At 72.9% G+C, this 20589-nt stretch carries 13 protein-coding genes, 4 tRNA genes, 1 other RNA gene and 1 pseudogene; 9 read left to right on the top strand and 10 right to left on the bottom strand.

Features of this window, described 5'->3' with window-relative positions; translation table 11 throughout:
- Positions 1-253: 253 nt before the first annotated feature.
- Genes purL through purS form a run of 3 tightly spaced genes read right to left on the bottom strand, consistent with a single transcriptional unit; the run spans position 254 to position 3449 of the window.
- Positions 254-2512 (bottom strand): phosphoribosylformylglycinamidine synthase subunit PurL, encoded by a 2259-nt coding sequence (purL, locus tag ACFYYF_RS38445; protein ID WP_388783337.1) that lies wholly within the window; start codon positions 2510-2512, stop codon positions 254-256.
- Entirely contained in the window at positions 2509-3189 is a 681-nt protein-coding gene (gene purQ, locus ACFYYF_RS38440; RefSeq protein ID WP_361682737.1) for a phosphoribosylformylglycinamidine synthase subunit PurQ, read from the bottom strand. Before purQ ends, purL begins: the two co-directional genes overlap by 4 nt.
- Positions 3186-3449, bottom strand: a complete 264-nt coding sequence (purS, locus tag ACFYYF_RS38435; RefSeq protein WP_005482678.1) for a phosphoribosylformylglycinamidine synthase subunit PurS — start codon at positions 3447-3449, stop codon at positions 3186-3188. Before purS ends, purQ begins: the two co-directional genes overlap by 4 nt.
- Positions 3450-3810: 361 nt before the next feature.
- On the opposite strand from purS, the gene ACFYYF_RS38430 reads away from it, so the two are divergent.
- From ACFYYF_RS38430 to ACFYYF_RS38395, 8 genes and pseudogenes are all read left to right on the top strand, one after another.
- Positions 3811-4128, top strand: coding sequence for an Lsr2 family protein (locus ACFYYF_RS38430; protein WP_355764587.1), 318 nt, complete (start codon positions 3811-3813; stop codon positions 4126-4128).
- Positions 4129-4289: 161 nt separating this feature from the next.
- Positions 4290-4361 (top strand) — tRNA-Gly (locus tag ACFYYF_RS38425).
- A gap of 79 nt (positions 4362-4440) precedes the next feature.
- Positions 4441-4513: transfer RNA gene (locus ACFYYF_RS38420), tRNA-Gly, on the top strand.
- Positions 4514-4692: 179 nt separating this feature from the next.
- Positions 4693-5718, top strand: a complete 1026-nt coding sequence (locus ACFYYF_RS38415; RefSeq protein WP_388783333.1) for an ABC transporter ATP-binding protein — start codon at positions 4693-4695, stop codon at positions 5716-5718.
- The gene (locus ACFYYF_RS38410; protein WP_388783331.1) at positions 5715-6530 is read left to right on the top strand and encodes an ABC transporter permease; all 816 of its coding nucleotides are present in this window, start codon (positions 5715-5717) and stop codon (positions 6528-6530) included. The genes ACFYYF_RS38415 and ACFYYF_RS38410 overlap by 4 nt, the downstream gene beginning before the upstream one ends.
- Positions 6531-6550: 20 nt before the next feature.
- Positions 6551-7777: pseudogene (locus ACFYYF_RS38405) on the top strand (sensor histidine kinase); the annotation flags it as partial.
- 404 nt (positions 7778-8181) lie between these two features.
- Positions 8182-8826, top strand: coding sequence for a response regulator (locus ACFYYF_RS38400; protein ID WP_388783329.1), 645 nt, complete (start codon positions 8182-8184; stop codon positions 8824-8826).
- A 22-nt stretch (positions 8827-8848) separates the two neighbouring features.
- A tRNA-Gly gene (locus ACFYYF_RS38395) sits at positions 8849-8921 on the top strand.
- Between the two features lie 102 nt (positions 8922-9023).
- On the opposite strand, the gene ACFYYF_RS38390 is transcribed toward ACFYYF_RS38395, so the two are convergent.
- The 6 genes from ACFYYF_RS38390 to ffs all read right to left on the bottom strand — a co-directional run bounded on the left by ACFYYF_RS38390 (position 9024) and on the right by ffs (position 18321).
- Positions 9024-9923, bottom strand: coding sequence for a phosphoribosylaminoimidazolesuccinocarboxamide synthase (locus tag ACFYYF_RS38390; RefSeq protein WP_388783327.1), 900 nt, complete (start codon positions 9921-9923; stop codon positions 9024-9026).
- Positions 9924-10057: 134 nt separating this feature from the next.
- Positions 10058-11587, bottom strand: coding sequence for a N,N-dimethylformamidase beta subunit family domain-containing protein (locus ACFYYF_RS38385; protein ID WP_388783326.1), 1530 nt, complete (start codon positions 11585-11587; stop codon positions 10058-10060).
- Between the two features lie 218 nt (positions 11588-11805).
- Positions 11806-13647, bottom strand: coding sequence for a hypothetical protein (locus tag ACFYYF_RS38380; RefSeq protein ID WP_388783417.1), 1842 nt, complete (start codon positions 13645-13647; stop codon positions 11806-11808).
- Between the two features lie 391 nt (positions 13648-14038).
- A complete protein-coding gene (gene purD, locus ACFYYF_RS38375; RefSeq protein ID WP_388783323.1) occupies positions 14039-15292 on the bottom strand; it encodes a phosphoribosylamine--glycine ligase in 1254 nt (417 codons plus the stop codon).
- A gap of 389 nt (positions 15293-15681) precedes the next feature.
- Positions 15682-18069 (bottom strand): DNA polymerase III subunit gamma and tau, encoded by a 2388-nt coding sequence (locus ACFYYF_RS38370; RefSeq protein WP_388783321.1) that lies wholly within the window; start codon positions 18067-18069, stop codon positions 15682-15684.
- A 153-nt stretch (positions 18070-18222) separates the two neighbouring features.
- An RNA gene (gene ffs, locus ACFYYF_RS38365) (signal recognition particle sRNA small type) lies at positions 18223-18321 on the bottom strand.
- 72 nt (positions 18322-18393) lie between these two features.
- Between ffs and ACFYYF_RS38360 the strand changes: the two genes are divergently transcribed.
- Positions 18394-18481, top strand: a tRNA-Ser gene (locus ACFYYF_RS38360).
- Positions 18482-18609: 128 nt separating this feature from the next.
- Here the strand turns inward: ACFYYF_RS38360 and ACFYYF_RS38355 are convergent.
- Positions 18610-20559: a copper resistance protein CopC gene (locus tag ACFYYF_RS38355; RefSeq protein ID WP_388783318.1), complete on the bottom strand. Its 1950-nt coding sequence runs from the start codon at positions 20557-20559 to the stop codon at positions 18610-18612.
- Between the last annotated feature and the right edge of the window lie 30 nt (positions 20560-20589).

The raw sequence follows: 20589 nt of genomic DNA, 5'->3' as shown, positions 1-20589 counted from the left end.
CGCGGGCGTGTCCGCGAGGCCGCGCTCCGCCGGCGCGAAGGCCCGTACGGCGCGTGCGGGTTCTGCCCCGGCGCCCCCCTGGGAGGCCGGGGGAGTCCGGTGCGACGAGGGCACGGGGGAGCACACCGGGAAGCAGGCGCCGGGAAGCAGGCGCCGGGAAGCGGCGCCGGGATGCAGGCGGGAGGCCGCGGGCACGGCGAAGGCCCCGCCCGTCGGAACGGGCGGGGCCTCGGGGCCTTCGAGCGCGGGCGGGTTACGCCAGCAGGGCGGGGATGGTCCCCTCGTGGGCCGTGCGCAGTTCGTCCAGCGAGAGCGCGAACTCGCCCTGGACGTCCACCGCGTCGCCGTCGACGACACCGATGCGGGTGACGGGCAGACCCCGGGCACCGCACATGTCGTTGAAGCGGAGCTCCTCCGAACGCGGGACGGCGACGACCGCGCGGCCCGCCGACTCCGAGAACAGGAAGGTGAACGCGTCGAGACCGTCGGGCACGACCAGGCGCGCGCCCTTGCCGCCGAGCAGCGCCGACTCGACCACTGCCTGGACGAGGCCGCCGTCGGACAGGTCGTGCGCGGAGTCGATCATGCCGTCGCGGGAGGCCGAGATGAGGATCTCGCCGAGCAGCCGCTCGCGCTCCAGGTCGACCTTCGGCGGCAGACCGCCCAGGTGGTCGTGGACGACCTGCGACCAGGCCGAACCGCCGAACTCCTCACGGGTGTCGCCGAGCAGGTAGAGGAGCTGGCCCTCTTCCTGGAAGGCGACCGGGGTGCGCCGGGCGACGTCGTCGATGACGCCCAGCACGGCCACGACCGGGGTGGGGTGGATGGCCACCTCGCCGGTCTGGTTGTACAGCGAGACGTTGCCGCCGGTCACCGGGGTGCCGAGCTGCTGGCAGGCGTCCGCCAGACCGCGGATCGCCTCGGCGAACTGCCACATGACGGCCGGGTCCTCGGGCGAGCCGAAGTTCAGGCAGTCGGACACGGCGAGCGGCTTGGCACCGGTCGTCGCGACGTTGCGGTAGGCCTCGGCCAGCGCGAGCTGGGCGCCCGTGTACGGGTCGAGCTTGGCGTAACGGCCGTTGCCGTCGGTGGCGATGGCGACGCCGAGCCCGGACTCCTCGTCGATGCGGATCATGCCCGAGTCCTCGGGCTGCGCCAGCACCGTGTTGCCCTGCACGAAGTGGTCGTACTGGGAGGTGATCCAGGACTTGGAGGCCTGGTTCGGGGAGGAGACCAGCTTCAGGACCTGGTCCTTCAGCTCCTCGCCGGTCGCCGGGCGGGGCAGCTTGCCGGCGTCGTCGGCCTGGAGCGCGTCCTGCCACTCGGGGCGGGCGTAGGGGCGCTCGTAGACCGGGCCGTCGTGCGCGACCGTGCGCGGGTCAACGTCGACGATCTTGCCGCCGTGCCAGAAGATCTCCAGCCGGTCGCCGTCGGTGACCTCACCGATGACGGTGGCGATGACGTCCCACTTGTCGCAGATCTCGAGGAACCGGTCGACCTTCTCCGGCTCGACGACCGCGCACATGCGTTCCTGCGACTCGCTCATGAGGATCTCCTCGGGCGAGAGCGTGGAGTCGCGCAGCGGTACGTCGTCCAGGGTGACCCGCATGCCGCCGGAGCCGTTGGACGCGAGCTCGCTGGTGGCGCAGGACAGACCGGCCGCGCCGAGGTCCTGGATGCCGACGACCAGCTTCTCGGCGAAGGCCTCCAGGGTGCACTCGATGAGGAGCTTCTCCTGGAAGGGGTCGCCGACCTGGACGGCCGGACGCTTCGACGGCTTGGCGTCGTCGAAGGTCTCGGAGGCGAGGATGGAGGCGCCGCCGATGCCGTCGCCGCCCGTGCGGGCCCCGTACAGGATGACCTTGTTGCCCGTGCCGGACGCCTTGGCGAGGTGGATGTCCTCGTGCCGCATGACGCCGATGGCACCGGCGTTGACCAGCGGGTTGCCCTGGTAGCAGGCGTCGAAGACGACCTCGCCGCCGATGTTCGGCAGGCCCAGGCAGTTGCCGTAGCCGCCGATGCCCGCGACGACGCCCGGCAGGACGCGCTTGGTGTCGGGGTGGTCGGCCGCGCCGAAGCGCAGCGGGTCCACGACCGCGACCGGGCGGGCGCCCATCGCGATGATGTCGCGGACGATGCCGCCGACGCCGGTCGCCGCGCCCTGGTAGGGCTCGACGTACGACGGGTGGTTGTGCGACTCGACCTTGAAGGTGACCGCGTAGCCCTGGCCGACGTCGACGACACCGGCGTTCTCGCCGATGCCGACGAGGAGGGCGTCCGACTGCGGGGCCTTCTCGCCGAACTGGCGGAGGTGGACCTTCGAGGACTTGTACGAGCAGTGCTCGGACCACATGACGGAGTACATGGCGAGCTCGGCGCCGGTGGGCCGGCGGCCGAGGATCTCCACGACCCGCTCGTACTCGTCCTTCTTCAGGCCCAGTTCGGCCCAGGGCAGCTCGACGTCGGGGGTCGCGGCCGCGTGCTCGACCGTGTCCAGAGGCGTGCGGCTCATGCGTTGACCAGCTTCTTGAGGATCGAGGTGAAGAAGGGGAGTCCGTCGGTGCGGCCGGACCCGATCAGGGGCTCGACGGCGTGCTCGGGGTGCGGCATGAGACCGACCACGTTCCCGGCCTCGTTCGTGATGCCGGCGATGTCCCGCAGCGAGCCGTTCGGGTTGAAGTCGACGTAACGGAACGCCACCCGGCCCTCCGCCTCCAGCATGTCGAGCGTGTGCTCGTCGGCGACGTACCGCCCGTCCATGTTCTTCAGCGGGATGTGGATCTCCTGGCCGGCCGTGTAGTCGGCGGTCCAGGCGGTCCCCGCGTTCTCCACCCGCAGCTTCTGGTCGCGGCAGATGAAGTGGAGGTGGTTGTTGCCGAGCATCGCGCCGGGGAGGAGGTGCGCCTCCGTGAGGACCTGGAAGCCGTTGCAGATGCCGAGAACCGGCATTCCGGACTTCGCCTGCTCGATGACGGTCTCCATCACCGGCGAGAAGCGCGAGATGGCGCCCGCCCGCAGATAGTCGCCGTACGAGAAACCGCCGGGCAGCACAACGGCGTCGACCTGCTTGAGGTCCTTGTCCTTGTGCCAGAGGGCTACGGGTTCGGCACCCGCGAGCCTGATCGCGCGCTGCGTGTCGCGGTCGTCCAGGCTGCCCGGAAAGGTGACGACTCCAATACGAGCGGTCACTTTCCGGCCTCCGCGACTTCCTCGACCTTGACGGTGAAGTCCTCGATCACGGTGTTGGCGAGGAAGGATTCCGCCAGTTCATGGATGCGGGCGAGCGCGGCGTCGTCCACCGGTCCGTCCACTTCCAGTTCGAATCGCTTTCCCTGACGGACGTCGGAGACACCTTCGAAACCGAGGCGCGGCAGTGCACGCTGCACCGCCTGGCCCTGGGGGTCGAGGATCTCCGGCTTGAGCATGACGTCGACTACGACGCGTGCCACTGGCACTCCCGGTGTGTGGTGCTGAGCAGGTCCCTTCAGACTACCCGTACAAAATTTCTACTCGCGTAGATTCGTAGAATCCTACGTGACCCCGATCACGATCACGCATCGGCACGGGGCCATCCACGGAAAATCCTGGGAAAAACCGCAGAAGAACGGCAGGACCCCATTGCCATCGGACACGCGGAGAGTTTTAGTCGGGCTTCACAATGCAATGCCGGGCACTGTACAAATGAATTGGCAATAGCCGATACTTTGCTCGATAACAGCCGGACAGTCGACATCTCCCCGACAACTCCGTGACGTCCGCGCACGTCATGACCGTTGATCGCGAAGGTGTCGCACGAAGGGACCGATATTCGTGGCGCAGCGTGTCGTGGTCACTCTCTTTGACGACATCGACGGCTCGGAAGCGGCGGAGACGATCGCCTTCGGACTCGACGGCAAGTCGTACGAGATCGACCTCAATCCAACCAACGCCGAGGAACTGCGTAAGGCGCTCGAGCCGTACGTCGAGGCCGGCCGCAAGCGGTCGAAGTCCGGGAAGGCGTACACGCACACCGCGCTGACGCCCGACCCCGCGGCGGTCCGCGCCTGGGCCCGTTCCAACAAGATGGACGTCCCGCCGCGCGGCCGGATCCCCAAGAAGGTCTACGAGGCGTTCGCCGAGTCGCACTGAGCCGGCACCCGGCCCGGACCGAGCCGGGCACCCCGCCCGGGGTGCCCGCCGGAGCCCTCCACCGGCCCCGGGAGAACCGACTTGCGCTGACCCCCGCCTGATCAGCTAGAGTCTGGAACACGCCGAGGGGCACGGACGAAAAGCCGGAACCCGAAGGTCGTGCGGGTGTAGTTCAGTAGTAGAACATCCCCCTTCCAGGGGGAAGGCGCAGTGTGCAATTCCTGTCACCCGCTCCGCACTTCTTACCGATCACGCATGTCGATCAGGTAGGGTAGTGCTCGCGCCGATCGGTGGAAGCCGTTCGGAGGCAATGCGGACGTAGCTCAGTTGGTAGAGCGCAACCTTGCCAAGGTTGAGGTCGCGAGTTCGAGCCTCGTCGTCCGCTCAGCGAAGAAGGCCCCGGTCAGTAGACCGGGGCCTTTCTCATATCTCCGTCCGCACCGGCGTCCGTCCTCTCCGCACCGGTGTCCCCGCGGCCCGCCGCCGAAACCGTCTGACATTTGTCATGCCGAGTGATGACAACGCGCACTGCCGCCGGGACCCGTCCGCGCCGACGCTGATTCCATGAACACGAACGAGCACGACGACGTGATCGTGGTCACGGATCTGCGGCGCGTGTACGGGGGCGGCGGAAAGGATTTCGAGGCGGTACGCGGAGTCACCTTCTCCGTGCGCCGCGGTGAGATCTTCGCGCTCCTCGGCACCAACGGCGCGGGCAAGACCTCCACCGTCGAACTGATCGAGGGCCTGGCGGCCCCGGCCGGCGGGAACGTACGGGTCCTCGGACACGATCCCCTCGCGGAACGGGCCGCCGTGCGGCCCCGTGTCGGCGTGATGCTCCAGGAAGGCGGCTTCCCCTCCGAGCTGACGGTCGCCGAGACCACCCGGATGTGGGCGGCGTGCACCAGCGGGGCCGGGCCGGCCGGACAGGTCCTGGACCGGGTCGGACTGGCGCACCGCTCGGACGTGCGGGTCAAACAGTTGTCCGGCGGCGAGAAGCGGCGCCTGGACCTGGCGCTCGCGCTCCTCGGCGACCCCGAGGTCCTCTTCCTCGACGAACCCACCACCGGACTCGACGTGGAAGGCCGCCGGGCCACCTGGCAGTTGGTGCGCGAACTGCGCGACGGCGGGACCACGGTCCTGCTGACCACGCACTATCTGGAAGAGGCGGAAGCGCTCGCCGACCGGCTGGCGATCCTGCACGAGGGACGCGTCGCGGCCATCGGCACCCCGGCCGAGGTGACCGCCTCCCAGCCCTCGCACGTGTCCTTCGAACTGCCCGACGGCTATCTCCCCGGCGACCTGCCCCCGCTGCCTGAACTCGGCGTCAGCGGCCACGAGACTGCGGGCCGGACGATCCGGCTGCGCACCGGCGAACTCCAGCGGACGGCCACCGCCCTGCTGGTGTGGGCCGAGCGGGCGCGCGTCGAACTGCGGGGGCTCGACGTGCGCCCGGCCTCGCTGGAGGAGGCGTTCCTGCGGATCTCGCGGGAGGCGGCGGCACAGGGCCCGGACGGCCCGGACGGCCCGGACGGTCAAGGGAAGACCGCGGGCACGCGGAAGGCGCGTACGAGGGGGACGGCGGCATGAGCGGAACGGCGATCACCACCGGCACCGGCACCGGCACCGGACCGGTCCGGACCACGGCGGCCGGCCGGACGAGAGCACTGGCACGCGCCGAACTGACCTTGCTGGGCCGCACCAGGGCGACTCTCGCCGCGGCGGTGTTCGTCCCCCTGGTCATGCCGCTCATGCTCCGCTCGAACCTCGAGTCGATGCGCCTGAAAGGCACCGGACTCACCGCCGGCTCCGTCCTGCTCCCCTCCTCCGTCGGCTTCGCGCTCCTCTTCGCCGTCTACGGCTCCCTGGTGAGCGTGTACGCGGCGCGCCGGGAGGAACTCGTCCTCAAACGGCTGCGCACCGGGGAACTGCGGGACCTGGAGATCCTCGCGGGCGCCGCGCTGCCCTCGGTGGCCATCGGTCTCGCCCAGTGCCTGGTCCTGACGGCCGCCTACCAGGTGATGCTCGGCGTCGGAGCGCCGAAGGAGCCCCAACTCGTCCTGCTGGGGCTGCTGTCGGCGTTCGTCACCTGGCCGGCGCTCGCGGCCGTCACCGCGAGCTTCAGCAGGAGCGTCGAGGGCGCCCAGATCGCGGCCGGCCCGCTGACCCTGGTGTCGCTGCTCGGCTCGGGGACCTTCATCCCCCTCGAACTGCTGCCGGACCGCCTGGCCCCGTTCTGCGAACTGCTGCCGCTGACCCCGGTGATCACCCTGATCCGGGGCGGCTGGACCGGGCACCTGTCCGCGCACGACACCGTCGGCGCCCTCGTCACGGCGGTGGCCTGGACCGTGATCGCGGTGTTTGCTGTACGCCGGTGGTTCCGCTGGGAACCGCGGCGGTGACCACGGACACGGGGGTGGGCATGGGCAGGCCGTCCGGCTGGTGGCGGGGCAAGAGCACACCGGCGAAGGTCGAGACGTACACCCGCTGGTCGTTCCACTTCTTCTCCCTGCTCGAAGCCGCCTCGATCGGGCTGCCCGTCTTCGGGAACCTTCCGGCGCTCCGCGCCTGGGCGGTGTTCCTGCTGGTGTGCGGACACTCGGTGTTGTGCGCGGTGAGCGCCTCGCGGGCGCTGGACTGGACGCGCGGCACCCGGGAACAGCCCCGGCGGACCCTGCTGGCCCTGGCCGCGAGCACCTGCGTGACCGGCGTCGCGGGGGCCGTCCTCTCGGGCAGCCCCTGGCACCCGGCGAACGAGGACGCGGTCCTCGTCACCTCCTCGCTGCTCGTCGGTGTCACCGCGTTCGGCGCCGGCACGGTCGCGCTCGGGACCCGTGACCGGCGCCATATGACGTACGTGGTGCTCGGCGCGGCCGCGGGTACCGGGGTGCTCTCCCTGCCCCTCGGTTTCGCGGGCCCCGCCGCGCTGATCACCGCCGTCCTGGTGCTGCTGACCTCCGGTTTCCTGACGTTCACCGCGGCCTTCTCCGTCTGGCTGCTCAACGCCGTGTACGAACTCGACGCGGCCCGCGAGACCCGCGCGCGGCTCGCCGTCGCCGAGGAACGGCTGCGCTTCGGCCGCGATCTGCACGACGTGATGGGCCGCAACCTCGCGGTGATCGCCCTCAAGAGCGAACTCGCCGTCCAGCTCGCCCGGCGCGGGCGGTCCGAGGCCGTGGACCAGATGACCGAGGTGCAGCGGATCGCACGGGAGTCCCAGCGGGAGGTGCGCGAGGTCGTACGGGGCTATCGCGACGCCGATCTGGCGACCGAACTGGCCGGCTCCCAGGGCGTGTTGACGGCCGCGGGCATCGACTGCTCCGTCACCGGCACGGCCGCGGGGCTGCCGGCGCAGGTCCAGTCGGCGCTCGGCTGGGTGGTGCGGGAGGCGACGACCAACGTGCTGCGGCACGGGAACGCCAGGACGTGCGCGCTGTCCCTGCGGGTGACGCGGGAGCGGGTGACGCTCACCGTCGAGAACGACGGCGTGCCCGACCGGGCGGAACCGGGCCCCCGGCCCGACGGCGGCCCGGGACCGGGCAGGGGCAGCGGGCTCGTGGGACTGCGGGAGCGGCTGGAGGAGGTGGACGGGGTGCTGCGGGCCGGCGCCGACGGAGGAGTGTTCCTCCTGACGGCGGACGTACCGCTGCACCCCTCCCCGGACTCACGCCCGGCCCCCATCGGAGACACGATCCCGAGAACCCGCACAGCGACACCCGGCGACCCGGCCCCGGCTGCCGACACAGCCGCTCCCGGCGACCCGGCCCCGGACGCGGGAACAACAACTCCCGGCAACCCGTCCCCGGCCACCGACACAGCCGCTCCCGGCGCCGCGGCACAGGTCGCCCGCACAGCGACTCCGGGGAACCGGGTCCGGGGCACACGCGCAGCGGCTTCCGGCGCGCCGTCCCCGGACGTCGGTACGGCCGCTGTGAACGACGCCGCCCCGGACACGCGCACAGCCGCCCCCGGCGGTCCGGCTCGCGCGGGCCGTGAGACGTCGGGGGAATCGCTGGCGTCGTCGGTCGCGCGGGACGCGAGAGAGGGCACCTCATGACATCACCGGAGTCCGGCGCGCCGGCGCGCGAGATCCCCGTACGGCTGCTGCTCGCGGACGACGAGCATCTGATCCGGGGGGCGCTGGCCGCGCTGCTCGGGCTGGAGGACGACCTCGTCGTGGTGGCCGAGGCCGCGACCGGACCGGAGGCGCTGGCCATGGCAAGGGCGCACGCGCCCGATGTCGCCGTGCTGGATCTTCAGATGCCGGGGGCCGACGGTGTGAGCGTGGCCACATCCCTGCGGGCCGAACTGCCCGGCTGCCAGGTGCTGATCGTGACGAGCCACGGGCGGCCCGGGCATCTGAAACGGGCACTCGCGGCGGGTGTGCGGGGGTTCGTCCCGAAGACGGTCAGCGCGCGGCGGCTCGCCGAGATCATCCGTACCGTGCACGCGGGAAACCGTTACGTGGACCCGGAGTTGGCGGCCGACGCGATCTCCGCCGGGGACTCGCCACTGACCGCGCGCGAGGCCGAGGTGCTCGAATTCGCCGCAGACGGGGCACCCGTGGCGGAGATCGCGGAGCGGGCCGCGCTGTCCCAGGGGACGGTACGGAACTATCTGTCCTCGGCCGCTTCCAAACTGGGCGCGGAGAACCGGCATGCGGCGGTGCGTCTCGCACGGGAGCGAGGTTGGGTATAGTTGCTCTCGCGCCACGGCGCATGCGGACGTAGCTCAGTTGGTAGAGCGCAACCTTGCCAAGGTTGAGGTCGCCAGTTCGAACCTGGTCGTCCGCTCAGGAAAAGAAGCCCCCGACTCCGGTCGGGGGCTTCTTCGTGTGCACCCGCCGAGGACGGAGCGGGTACGGGCCCGGCCGGCGGCCGGGCCCGTGGACGGGGTCAGGACCAGCTGACGCCCGTCAGACGCTCGTACGCCTCGATGTACTTGGCGCGGGTGGCCTCCACGACACGCTCGGGCAGGGCGGGCGGCGGCTGCTCGCTCTTGCGGTCCCAGCCCGACTCGGCGGAGGTCAGCCAGTCGCGGACGTACTGCTTGTCGAAGGACGGCTGCGCGTGGCCCGGCTCCCACACGTCGGCGGGCCAGAAGCGCGAGGAGTCCGGGGTCAGCACCTCGTCGGCCAGGACGAGCGTCTCGCCGTCGTAGCCGAACTCGAACTTGGTGTCCGCGAGGATGATGCCCCGGTCCCGGGCGATGTCACGGGCCCGGCCGTAGATCGCGAGGGTCGCCTGGCGCAGCTCGGCGGCGGTGTCGGCGCCGACCTGACGGACGACCTCCTCGTACGAGACGTTCTCGTCGTGCTCGCCGACCGCGGCCTTGGTGGCCGGGGTGAAGATCGGCGCGGGAAGTTCCGAGCCGTCGACGAGCCCCTCGGGAAGCGCGAGGCCGCAGACCGTGCGGGTGTCGTTGTACTCGACGAGCCCCGAGCCGGTCAGATAGCCGCGGGCGACGCACTCGACCGGGGCCATCCGCAGGGACTTGCAGATCAGGGTGCGGCCGGCCCAGTCGGCCGGGGCGCCCGGCGGGAGTTCGGTGCTCAGCACGTGGTTGGGCGCCAGCTCGGAGAGCTGGTCGAACCACCACAGGGAGAGCTGGGTGAGCGTGCGGCCCTTGTCGGGGATCTCGGTGGGGAGAACCCAGTCGTAGGCGGAGATGCGGTCGCTGGCGACCATCACGAGGTCGCCCGCCTCGTTCTGGTACAGGTCGCGCACCTTGCCGGTGTGCAGATGTACCAGACCCGGCACCTGGAGGGGCTCGGGCTTTTCGACGAATCCGGACACGGTTCCTCCCCGTGGTTCTGTCCAAGTGGCTCGATTCTCCCGTATGGGGCGAGCGGGTGTGGACAGGGGGCGTGCCCGGCGGGTGCGGACGCCCCGTGGCGCGGGTGCGTCACGGGGCGTCCGGCGGGGCTTTCTCAGTCGTGTTTGCAGATGCGGTCGAGGAGATTGGCGGTCGCCCGCTGGATACGGGGGTCCACGTGGCCGGGGCGGTCGAGGGCCGGGGACCACGCGAACGTCCCGGACGCGAAGACCAGGGCGCCGGACGGGGCGCGGTAGAGCGAGGTCTCCTGGTGGCGCAGGACGCCCTCGCTGTCCGGGTACGGGGAGTGCGCCAGCAGGATCCTGTCCTGGTGCTCGGGCAGTGGGGTGCGCGGGAAGTAACGGTCCGCCTCACCGGCGACCATGCCCTCCACCTCGTCGCCGTCGTGCGCCCCGGTGGCCTCCCACAGCCAGTGGTCGGCGTTGCGGACGATCAGCGGCTGCGGCTCGGGGACGCGCCCCGCGTACTGGATGCCGATGAGCTGCTGCTCCGGGCGGTCGATCTCGCGCCACAGGACGGGCTTGCCGGGGCCCCTGCGCTTCCGGCAGGTCAGCAGCCGGTCGGCGACACCTGAGGGGGACGGCCCGAGCTCCACCTGCCAGTACATGGTGTTGGCGGAGAGGAAGACGAGCGAGGTGCCGTGCTCGCGGGCGAGTTCCGTGGTGCGGCGCATCTGCGGCGACCAGTACTCGTCGTGGCCGGGGAAGACCAGCCCTCGGTAGCGGGTGGGGTCGACGCGGCCGGCGTGCAGATCACGGGCGTCGGCGTAGGCGAGGTCGTAGCCGTAGCGTTCCGCCCAGCGGATGAAGTCGTAGGCGTGGCCGACGTGGAGGGGCAGGCCCGCGCCCGCGTAGGGACGGTCGAAGGAGACGGTCGTCGCGGCGTTCGCCTCGCCGAGGAGCCGGCCGTTCTCGTCCCACGCGTGGTAGAGGCTGGCGCCGGTGTGGCCGTCCTCCGGATACAGGTTGTACGCCTGCCAGGTGATGTCCGGGAGCAGCAGGAGCAGGTCGGCCGTCTGGTGGTTGCGGACGGTGAAGGGGACGTGCGAGCGGTAGCCGTCGAGGGTGGTCAGGACGGCGACGTACGCGCCGACGCTCCAGTAGGACGGGATCTGCAGGCGCCAGGACAGCCACCAGTGGTGGCAGGAGACCGTGCGGTCGGCCGTCAGCGGCGGCGGCTGGACGATGCCGGAGAGCCGGGGACTCGTGGTGATCTTGCTGGCGCCGTCACCGCCGTAGTGGCCGATGCGGTAGATGTCGACGCTGAACTCCTGCGGCGGGTCGACCGTCACGTGGAAGTCGATGGACTCGCCGGGTGCGGCGGCCCCCGTACTGGTGAAGCCCTTGATCTGGCGGTGGACGTCGTCGGCCGAGCGGGGGCCTCCGGGGCCCGTGCGCGGGCGGGCGCGGGAGGTGGAGCGCGGGGCCGGGATCCGGGAGGCACTGGCCGCGGGCTGGGGCGGCTGGGGCGTCTCGGTGTCCACGTACCAGGGGACGACGTGGCCGGTGTCGTCGAAATAGGTCTCGCTGCCGCGGAGCCAGGGAACGGGTCCCAGGCCGAAGGGATCCGTGACGGCGTGCGCGAGCGCTCCCGACTCCCAGCGGCGGATCTGCTCGGATCCCATGCCCGCACCCCCTTCTCGTGCCCCCGTCGTACCGGCAAGCCCTTGCTCCGTGCTCGATCGGTCCCAGCACATCACATTACGCACGCAGTCCGTCACCGTTCGTCGCGAATTGGCGTGAGTGGAACGGGTTGCTCCGCCTGGTCCGGGGCGCCTGCGAACGGTGGGGTGGGTGCAGGGCCGGGGACCGCGACGGTGGGGCGGCGCGGGGCGGGCCGCCGTCAGACCAGGCGGACCGGTTTCTCCGGACGGACGCCGAGATGGCGCAGCCAGTCCCGCAGGGGCGCGGGGTCCCCGGTCTCTATGAGGGTGAGGACGCGGGGGCCGATGTCGGCGGCGCGTTCACCGCCGACGAGGAGGGACGGGCCGTCCAGCCAGTCGAGTCCGGGGACCGCCCCGGCGGTGTCCATGGCGGAGCAGCAGACCATAGCCGTGACGTGGTCGGCCAGCAGCTCGCGGCCGGTCCTCGGCGGCTGGAGGGGGAACAGCGGCAGCATCCGGTCGTCCCACAGGCCGTGGTCGATGTCCTGCTGTCCGGCGCTCCCGGCGGGCCGGGGCGTCGCCGGGGCGGACGCCTCCTCGCGGGCCAGTTCCGCGGTGAGCCGGGCGGCGAGGGCCGCGGACCGCTCGTTGCCCACGGCGAGGTCGGGGTCGTCGCTCTCGGCGATCCCCATCTCCCCGTACGCCTCGGTCCGGTGCTCGGCGAGGACGGCCGCCGGGTCCGCGTCCACGGCGGGCGCGGCCCCCGACGGCACGGACAGATGGTCCAGCACGCGTGCCAGGGTCGGTCCGTCCGCCTCGGGCAGTGCGGGGTCGGCGGGGTGGCGGACGCCGAGCGCGTCCAGGACCCGGTGGAGCCGGGCGGCATCGGTGCGCCACTTGCGGTCGACGACCTCGTCCGGATAGTCCTGCCAGTCGACCGGCGCCCAGTCCGGGCCGGCCTCGGCGGGACCGCCGTGGAAGAGACGGGCGGCCAGCAGCGAGGCGGCCTCGTCCACTGTGCCGGGCTCTTCCAGCAGGTCGCAGGCGGGGCGCTCGCCGAGCCGGGAGGCGAAGCCCTCGGCGAGGCGGTCGCGGCGGGACAGCTCGGTCAGGGCGGCGACGACACCCACGTCCAGCCGGGAGGGCCAGCGGCCCATCCGCCAGGCGGGCAGCGCGACACGGGTCAGCAGACGGTCCCAGCCCGCGTACGCCAGGCCCACCTGCTCCTGGGCGACGATCCGCACGCCGTAGTCCACGGCCTGTGCGCGCTCGGCCGCCGCGGACGCCACGGCCCGCTCCATCTCGGCCGCGTGCCCCCGGCAGCCGCGCAGCAGGAGCCGGGTGACCCGGCCGACGACGCCGAGGACCGTGCGGGACAGTGGGCCGCGGCCGGGCGCCGAGGCCACGGCCACGGCCGCGTCCAGGCCGCGGACGAAGCGGCGGGCCGCGGCTATGTCCGGGTGCGCCGAGGGGCCCGTACCGGCGACGACGGGGGCGAGGACCGCCCGCAGCTCGCCGACCCGCATCCACCACAGGAACGGGGAGCCGATCACGAGGACGGGGGCGGTGGTGGCCCGGGCGGCGCGGTCCGTCAGCGCGGTCGTCACCGAGCCGCTTCCGGCCGGACCTGCGCGCCGGGCGTCCTGCTCGTCCCTGCCGCCCGGGGTGAACCGGCCGTGCGCCCGGTGGGTGCGGTCCTCCAGCCAGCTGTCGCAGTCCGGGGTGAGCGCTATCGCCGAGGGGGCCGGGACGTCCAGACGGTCGGCCAGGTCACGGACCATGCGGTAGAGATCGGGGGCCGACGCCTCGGGGATCGGGACCGTGGGGCTCACGGCGGGCCGGGCGCGGGCCACGACGAGCGCGATGCCCGCCGCCCCGACCAGGACGAGGACGGCGAACACCGTCACGATCCATCCCGCGATCCCCCAGGGCCTGCCGCTGACACGGCCGGTGGCCGCGCCGACGAGCAGCACGACGGCCACGGCCGCGGGCAGCAGGGCGACGGCCAGCGCCCTGCTGCGGACGCGCAGCACGGCGAGAGCCCGGGAGCGCGCTGCCTGCGCGCCCACCTCCACACCCATACCGGTCACGACCGGACGTCACCCCCTCTTGTCCGCCTGGCCCCGGCCGTGTCGCAGCCGGCGCCGACGGATGCCCTGGCGTTGGTCACTCCCCCACTGTGGCACCCGCCGCCGACATCGCAATGCCGGTGGGCCAAGTGCCGGAATGCCTTCGCCGCACCCTAGTTGGGGCCCCGGCCCTCGTCAGCCGGATAGGGCATCGGTCACTCGATGGAATGGCTCTGGGGAAAGGTGGATGACGGCGGGAACCGGACGGGCTTCCGGTTTCGTACAGAAACCCGCAGGCGGAGGGGCCCGGACGCGACAGGACAAAGCCCCGGATTCCTTACGGAGTCCGGGGCCGGGTGCTGCTATGGAGGCCGTGGGCCGTGCCTCGGCCGGGGGCCGTGGGCTATGCCTCGGCGGCCGCCTTCGCGGCGATGTCCGTGCGGTGCTGCGAGCCCTCCAGGCCGATGCGCGCGACGGCCGCGTAGGCGCGCTCGCGGGCCTCGGTGAGACCGGATCCGATCGCTGTGACGGACAGCACACGGCCGCCCGCGCTCACGACCGCGCCGTCCTCGTGGCGGGTGCCGGCGTGCAGCACGTACGCGTGCGGGGCGTCCTTCGCGGCCACCTCGTCGAGCCCGGTGATCGGTTCGCCGGTGCGCGGGGTGTCCGGGTAGTTGTGCGAGGCCACGACGACGGTGACCGCCGCGTCGTCGCTCCAGCGCAGGGGCTCCAGATCGGCGAGGGTGCCGTTCGCGGAGGCCAGCAGGACACCGGCGAGCGGGGTCTTCAGCCGGGCGAGGACCACCTGGGTCTCGGGGTCGCCGAAGCGGGCGTTGAACTCGATGACCCGCACGCCACGGCTGGTGATCGCCAGACCGGCGTACAGGAGTCCGGAGAAGGGGGTGCCCCGGCGGCGCAGTTCGTCGACGGTCGGCTGGAGGACGGTCTCCATGACCTCCTCGACGAGCTTCGGGTCGGCCCACGGCAGCGGGGAGTACGCGCCCATGCCGCCGGTGTTCGGGCCCTCGTCGCCGTCCAGCGCGCGCTTGAAGTCCTGGGCGGGCTGGAGCGGGACGACGGTCGTGCCGTCGGTGATCGCGAAGAGCGAGACCTCGGGGCCGTCGAGGAACTCCTCGATGACCACGCGGTCGCAGGCGTTCGCGTGCGCCCGTGCCGTCTCCAGGTCGTCGGTCACGACGACGCCCTTGCCGGCCGCCAGTCCGTCGTCCTTCACGACGTACGGCGCCCCGAAGGCGTCGAGCGCCTCCTCGATCTCCTCCGGCGTCGCGCAGACGTAGGAGCGTGCCGTGGGGACGCCGGCACCCGCCATCACGTCCTTCGCGAACGCCTTGGAGCCCTCCAGCTGCGCGGCTTCCTCCGAGGGGCCGAAGCAGGGGATGCCCGCCGCGCGCACGGCGTCGGCGACACCGGCGACGAGCGGGGCCTCCGGGCCCACGATCACCAGCTCGGCGCCGAGCTCCGTGGCCAGCGCGGCCACGGCGGCGCCGTCGAGGGCGTCGACCGCGTGCAGCTCCGCCACCTCCGCGATCCCGGCGTTGCCGGGGGCGCAGTGCAGGGCGGTGACGTCGGGGTCGAGGGACAGGGAGCGGCACAGGGCGTGTTCGCGGGCGCCACCACCGATGACAAGGACCTTCACAGCGCCCAGCCTAGCCGCCCCCCACCCCCACCCTTGTAGGGGCTTCCGAGACACGGACGCCAGAGGGCTGGTGCAATCCTCCAGGAAAGGGGTTACTGGAGCGCGACGCCGGATGGTGGGGGAGGCGAGTGGGGGAGGCGAGTTCCGGGGCCCAGAGGGGCCGGAGGCTTCGGCCCCGGGGGCAGAGACCGGGGCCGAAAGCCGCGGCCGGGGACCTGGAGCCGGGGCTGGGCCCGGGGAGCCGGGGCTGGGGGATGGCGGCCGGGAGTCGGAGACCGAGCCGGAGACCGGGAGTCGGAGACCGGGCCGGAGACCGGGACAGGCCCCGGAGGGCGGGGTCGGGGGGCTGGGAGGCAGGGGTCGGGGCGGTGCCCGGTGGGGGACCGGGGTTACTCGTTGGTGAATTCCTCGATCACCGTCGCGCCCAGTTCGCGGACGATCAGTTCGTGGCCCGAGAGGGCGGACTCGTCCAGGTCGGGGTCGTCGTCCTCCGGGGTGTCGTCCTCCGGGGCGACCGGCGGCGGCTCGTACGCCGGGGCCGGCGCGGGCGCGGACATGCCCGTGGCCTGCGGACGGCCGGCGGAGGGGCCGGACTGCGGGGCCGCGGGCCCGGGGGCCGGGGCCGACGGCTGCTGGGCCGGCGCGGGGCGCTGGCCGGCCGGAGCTCCGCCGTACCCACCGGCACCCGAACCGCCGTACCCACCGGAACCGGCACCCGCACCGGACCCGCCGCCATAGCCGCCCCCTCCGCCGCCGTAGCCCCCTCCGGCAGGGGCCTGCGGTGCCGGGCCGCCCGAGGCGTCCACGATCGCCTCGACCTTCCACTGCACGTTGAACTGCTCCGCGAGCGCCTGGCGCAGCACGTCCTCGCTGCCGCTGCTCGCGAAGTTGTCCCGCGCCCCGGCGTTGACGAAGCCGATCTGCAGGGTCGTTCCGTCGAAGGCCGTGACCTGCGCGTTCTGGCTGAGCAGGATCCAGGTGAAGCGGCGGCGGTTCTTCACCGCCTCCAGGATGTTCGGCCACAGCGTGCGCGGGTCGAGACCGCCCGCGGCCGGAGCGGCGGCCTGGGGCGCTCCCGGAGCGGCGGCGGCCGGAGCCGAGGGTGCGGCGCCGGGCCCCGCTGCGGACGGCGCCGGAGGGCGGCCGCTTCCCGCGGGGGCCGCCGTGGGCCAGCCGCCGGGCCGCCGGCCGCCTCCGGCCGCCGTGGCGGTGGGCCAGGCACCGGGCGCGGCCCCCGCGGGCGCACCGGCCGGGGCCGGGGCCTGCTCGGGGGCGGAGGGGGCCGGTGACGGCGCCCCCGCCGGAGCCGGGGCAGTGGAGGACGCGGCGGGAGCGACGGGCACCGCCGGTGCGACGGGGGCCACGGGCGCGGACGCCGCGGGCATCGCGCCCGGCACGGCACCGGCGCCGTCCCCGGCACCCCCGTGCCCGGCACCCTGCCCCGCGCCCTGCGGAACGCCCTGTCCCGCTCCCCTGGCCGCCGCACGGGCCGCCGCGAGGCCGCCCCCGGGAGGAACCGGGGGAGCCGCGGGACCGCCCTGCGGGACCGGCACCGGGCCGTGCGCCTCGGGTCCGGGCACGTACCCCATGGCCGGGGCGGACGCACCGCCGGAGAAGTTCACCCCGCGCTCGATCCGGTCGAGGCGGGCCATCAGTGACCGCTCGTCCCCGTAGGCCGCGGGCAGCAGGACGCGGGCGCAGATGAGTTCGAGCTGGAGGCGCGGCGAGGTGGCCCCGCGCATCTCCGTCAGCCCTTCGTTGACGAGGTCGGCGGCACGGCTCAGCTCGGCGGCACCGAACACCCCGGCCTGCGCCTGCATGCGCTCCACGACGTCGACCGGGGCGTCGATGAGCCCCTTCTCCGCCGCGTCCGGGACGGCCGCCAGGATCACCAGGTCCCGCAGCCGCTCCAGCAGGTCGGCCACGAAGCGCCGCGGGTCGTTGCCGCCCTCGATGACGGTGTCCACCACCTCGAAGGCGGCCGCGCCGTCCCCCGCCGCGAACGCCTCGACGACGGCGTCCAGCAGGGAGCCGTCCGTGTACCCGAGGAGCGAGGTCGCCATGGCGTACGTCACACCGTCGTCGGCGGCGCCCGCGAGGAGCTGGTCCATCACGGACATGGAGTCACGCACGGACCCCGCGCCCGCCCGTACGACCAGAGGCAGGACTCCGTCCGCGACGGGAATCCCCTCCTGGGTGCAGACCTCGCCCAGGTATTCGCGCAGGGTGCCCGGCGGCACCAGCCGGAACGGGTAGTGGTGGGTCCGCGACCGGATCGTCCCGATGACCTTCTCGGGCTCGGTCGTGGCGAAGATGAACTTGAGGTGCTCCGGGGGCTCCTCGACGACCTTCAGCAGGGCGTTGAAACCGGCCGACGTGACCATGTGGGCCTCGTCGATGATGTAGATCTTGTAGCGGCTGCTCGCGGGCCCGAAGAAGGCCTTTTCCCGCAGGTCACGGGCGTCGTCCACGCCGCCGTGCGAGGCCGCGTCGATCTCGATGACGTCGATGGACCCCCGGCCGCCGCGGGAGAGGTCCTCACAGGACTGGCACACGCCGCACGGGGTCGGGGTGGGGCCCTGCTCGCAGTTCAGGCAGCGGGCCAGGATGCGCGCGCTCGTCGTCTTGCCGCACCCGCGCGGGCCGCTGAACAGGTACGCGTGATTGACCCGGTTGTTCCGCAGCGCCTGCGACAACGGGTCGGTGACATGCTCCTGCCCGATGACCTCGGCGAACGACTCCGGGCGATAGCGGCGGTACAGCGCGAGAGACGACACGTCTACGAGGTTATAGGCGCCCACTGACATCAAGGACCGCCCTGCGGATCCCGGCCGCGGCCCCGGCGGCATCAGGTCGCATCCGGTCCCGGCGGGCACGGCCCCCGCGGACACGGCCGCCGGCCCGGCGGCCGTCCGGGCGACCGCCCCGGAAACGCAAGCGCCCCCCACGCACCCGCCAGAGCCGACCTACCCTTGCTGCCTTCCGGCCCTGGGGGAGTTCAGTCAGATAGCGCCACGTGAGGGGCTCCGCAAAGAGTACAGGATCGGCGGGGCGGGGAACGAGTTCGCGAGCACTCCTCAACGTCTTGTATTGTTTGCCGCGGAGGATTCGCCTAGAGGCCTAGGGCGCACGCTTGGAAAGCGTGTTGGGGGCAACCCCTCACGAGTTCGAATCTCGTATCCTCCGCCAGTGCCTCACCGGGCACGATGTCGAAGGGCCCCGCTGCTCGCAGCGGGGCCCTTCGACGTTGTCCCGCCCCATCGGGCGGGCGAAGGCCCCGGCCACCCCTCGTGGCCGGGGCCTTCGCGCATCCCGCGTCAGTCGATCGTCACCTTCTTCGAGACGGTGACCTCGTCGAGTTCGCTGGTGCGGACCGTGACCTTCATCGTCCAGGTGCCGGGCAGGGGCAGGACGAGGCCGTCCGAGGTCCAGTAGCCGCCCTTGTCGGTGATCCCCGCGTCGATCGGGCCGACCTTCTGGGATTCCAGGGTGAAGCTGAGACGGACCTCGGGGACGGTCACGAGGCCGCCGTCGGGGCCGAAGACCACGACCTGCACGGAGTTCTCGCCGACCTGGCCGGGCGTCAGCTCGACCTGGGCCGTGCCGTGCCCGCCCGGGGTGCCGACGTCGAAGGGCACCTGGGTCGTCGTCGAGGTCACCCGGCGCACGGCCGCGACCGCGTCGGCGCTCTCCGAGGCGGCGCGGCCCGGCTGGGTCCCGGTCAGCATCGTCGTGATCACCAGCACCAGGATGCCGATGGCGACCTCGGCGAGCACCGAGCGGCGCAGCCCCCGGTGGTGTTCGGTGTCACCCGGTCCGTCGCCCACGGTCCCGTCTCCCGCCGACTCCTCCGAGTCCGCCTGCACGTCCGAGGCCGGTCCCGCCGTCGCCGGCCCGTCTCCCGCCACGGCCTTCCGGACGTCCGGGTCCTCCCCGTCCGCGGGCTCCACGCGCACGTCCGCGGGCTCCTCGCGCACGTCCCCGGAGACGGCACCCGTGGCCGCCCCCGCCGGGACCGCGACCGGGACCGCGACGCGGTCGGCCGGGACGGCGGCGGGGGTCTTCGTCGCCGCCAGCCGGGCCGTCCAGCGCCGTGAGATCGCGGCGCCCGCCAGGAGCAGCGCCACCAGGACGACCTTCAGGACCAGGAGCCTGCCGTACGCCGTCGAGGTCAGGGCGTCCCAGGAGCCGAGGCCGCGCCAGGACTGGTAGACGCCGGTGACCGCGAGGACGGCGACCGAGGTGAGGGCGAGCCGGGAGAAGCGGGTGACGACGGCCGGGGGGACCGGCTCGGCGGGGCGGTGCAGGGCGGTCAGCAGGGCGGCCAGCCCACCGAGCCACACGGCCATGGCGAGCAGGTGCAGCACGGTGGAGACCATCGCGGCGGGCACCTGGATCCCGGCGGACGCGTGTTCTGCGGCGGCCCAGGTGACCGCCAGGGCCAGCGAGAACAGCACGCCGAGCGCGACGGCCCCGCGGCCGGCTCTGCGGCCCCCGGCGAACACCCGCGGGGGCACGAAGGCGACGGCGGCGAGCAGCGCCAGCCGCGTCACCAGGACGATGCCGGGCCGGCTCGCCAGGGTGTCGCTGAGGCCGTCCGGGTCGAATACCTCCGACACGCCGGTGCCGCGCTCGTAGGGGCCGCGCAGCAGGAGCAGCGCGAACGTGGAGCCGAGCAGGATCCACCAGCCGGTCACCAGGAGCCGCCGCAGGGACCCCGGGAAGCCGCAGGCGAGCACGAACGTGACCGCGCCGATGAGCAGGGCGAGGCCGCTGTACGCGGCGTAGCGGGCGATGTCGTAGAGGGCGGAGGAGACGGGGTCGCCGGCGGTGGGCGGCAGCGGAGCGGGGGTCGCGGAGGGTTTGCCGACGGAGAAGGTGAAGGCGCCGGAGACGGGGTGGCTGTCCGCCGAGACGACCCGCCAGGCCACGGTGTACGTGCCGTCACGGAGGCCGCGCGGCAGCGTGACGCCGGCGGTGTCGGCACGGCCGTCCGCGTGCTCGGGTTCGCCGGTGCGGACCCGGCGGTTCTCCGGGTCGAGCACGCGGAAGGAGTCGTCGAACAGGCCGATCGACTCGCTGAACGTCAGCGTCACCCGGCGGGGCGCCGACTTCAGGACGCTGCCCTCCTGCGGATCGGTGCCCGTCAGGGCGGCGTGGGCGGACGCGCCGCTCACCCCGCCGAAGAGCACCAGGACCAGGACGCCGCCCAGCAGGGCCAGGGCCCTGGCGTAAAGCCGTCGCTCTCGCTGCCCGCTTCCGTTCACACGCCGTCTCCGTATCCGCATGTCCAGAGT

It is taken from the genome of Streptomyces sp. NPDC001914 (assembly GCF_042891215.1).
Taxonomy (GTDB): domain Bacteria; phylum Actinomycetota; class Actinomycetes; order Streptomycetales; family Streptomycetaceae; genus Streptomyces.
This window is presented reverse-complemented; position numbering and strand designations above follow the sequence as displayed.